Here is a 1,721-nt window from a genome sequence, read left to right on the forward strand (position 1 = left end):
GGCAGAAGATCAGCCTGCTCCGCTCGTTGTATGTCGCGGCCGCCGCACTGGCCTGAGCGTCGTTCATGCTGCGCCGCCTCTAATCGGTTCCGGTGACAGTTGGGTGTTCAAGGTGTTGGATTGGCGGGCTGCCGCCGAGGCTTGTCGGCCACCCGAACTGTGCGGTCGGTGCTGTCGTCCCCACGCCCCACAAACACGAAGCGAGCCGAGCCAAGATAGAAAACAACCGAATAGACGCAGATTCCCGCGAGGTGGACCAGCGGGTTTTCGACGATGCCTGCTGAACGGGCGGCGATTACGACGGCCAGATTGATGCTGTAGGCGACCAGAAAGACACCCCCATAGCGCAGCGCGGTCCCGGGCTTGAAGCCATCGGCTCTGCTGAAGGTCCATTGGCGGTTGAGGAAGAAGCCGAGGACAAGGCCGGCGGCATAGCCCGTGGCGTTGGCAAGGATGTCGCCCAGACCCAGCGCAAGCCCGGCCAGAATGACCGCGTATCCCAGCGCCGTGTTCAACAGACCGACGGCGCCAAATCGCAGCATCCTCGGGAAGTCAAACGGCAGGCTTGACCACATGCGCAAAATATTGGGCTCCGACAGGTACCTTGGTGAGGAAGCGCTCGAACGGCCTCAGTCTCGCAAGCATCCGAGGAAAGAAAATCCGGTAGACGATCCTCGTATTGGCAAGGCCCGCCTCGGCCATGCGCCCGCGCATCTCGCGCGAATTTATCAAAACCGCGTTTTCGTCGAAGGCACAGTTCCTCACCGCGTGCGTGGTCAGCGGGTTCCAAGGATTGTGTTCGAAGACGAAGAAGCTGCCGCCATAGGCCAGCACCCTGCCGATCTCGGCGAACAGTCCGATCTGCAGGTTCTCGGGGATATGGTGGAAGACGCAGGCCGCGAAGGCCAGGTCGAAGCTGCCGTCGGCAAAGGGAATTGTCTTGCCGTCGAAATGCGTGAAGGCGGCCTGGCCGGGAAAGCGCTTGCTGGCGATGTCGAGCGATTCCCGCGAAGGATCGAGCAAGGTGATCTCCGCGTCGGGAAACGCGTTGCGCATATGGCCGAGCGAATTGCCGACGCCGGCGCCGAAATCCAGTATTCGTCGCGGTTTGACACCGGCCCGCCGCAGCGTCGCGGCGACGTCGTCGATCTTGTACCTGGCGAAGAAATCCGGGTTTTCGCCGCTCAGCCTTATGCTTGCGGCATGCTGCTCCTGATATTCCCGCGCAAACTGGTCGAATTCCGCCTCAAGCACGTGCGGCCCTCTTTGCCATCTCCTGCAGGCGATGGACCGGCAATTCGCCGTCCTCCACCGCCTGGCTGCGCGAAACGATCTCGTTGACGAAGTAGAGCGGCCGCCGCTTTGTCTCCATGTACATGCGCCCGAGATACTCGCCGAAGATTCCAAGCACCATAAGCTGGACGCTGCCGAGGATCAGCACGATCGCGGCGAGGCTGGTCCAGCCGGGCAACACGTTTCCGACCGACCATTCGAGCAGCGTGTAGCCGAGCACGACCAGCCCCAGAAGCCCGAACATCATTCCGAGCAGCGAGGCGAACCGCAAGGGCACGATGGAGAAGCTGGTCATGGCGTCGACCGCCAGAAGAAGCATTTTCTTCAGCGGATAGTGGGTGGTGCCGGCAAAGCGGCGGTGCCGCTCATAGGGGAAAGCCACCTGTCTCAGCCCGATCCAGCTCACCATGCCGCGAATGAACCTGTAA

General features: G+C 61.7%; 2 protein-coding genes and 1 pseudogene. All 3 read right to left on the minus strand.

Annotated features, from left to right (window positions below; translation table 11 throughout):
- Positions 1-107: 107 nt before the first annotated feature.
- The gene (locus EN994_RS29990; protein ID WP_063170021.1) at positions 108-575 is read right to left on the minus strand and encodes a GtrA family protein; all 468 of its coding nucleotides are present in this window, start codon (positions 573-575) and stop codon (positions 108-110) included.
- On the minus strand, positions 553-1,254 hold the full coding sequence (locus EN994_RS29995) for a class I SAM-dependent methyltransferase (protein ID WP_063170022.1): 702 nt from the start codon (positions 1,252-1,254) through the stop codon (positions 553-555). Before EN994_RS29995 ends, EN994_RS29990 begins: the two co-directional genes overlap by 23 nt.
- Positions 1,247-1,721, minus strand: a pseudogene (locus EN994_RS30000) (glycosyltransferase); the annotation flags it as partial. The gene EN994_RS29995 and the pseudogene EN994_RS30000, both read right to left, overlap by 8 nt.

It is taken from the genome of Mesorhizobium sp. M7A.F.Ca.CA.002.09.1.1 (genome assembly GCF_003998555.1).
Lineage (GTDB): Bacteria > Pseudomonadota > Alphaproteobacteria > Rhizobiales > Rhizobiaceae > Mesorhizobium > Mesorhizobium ciceri.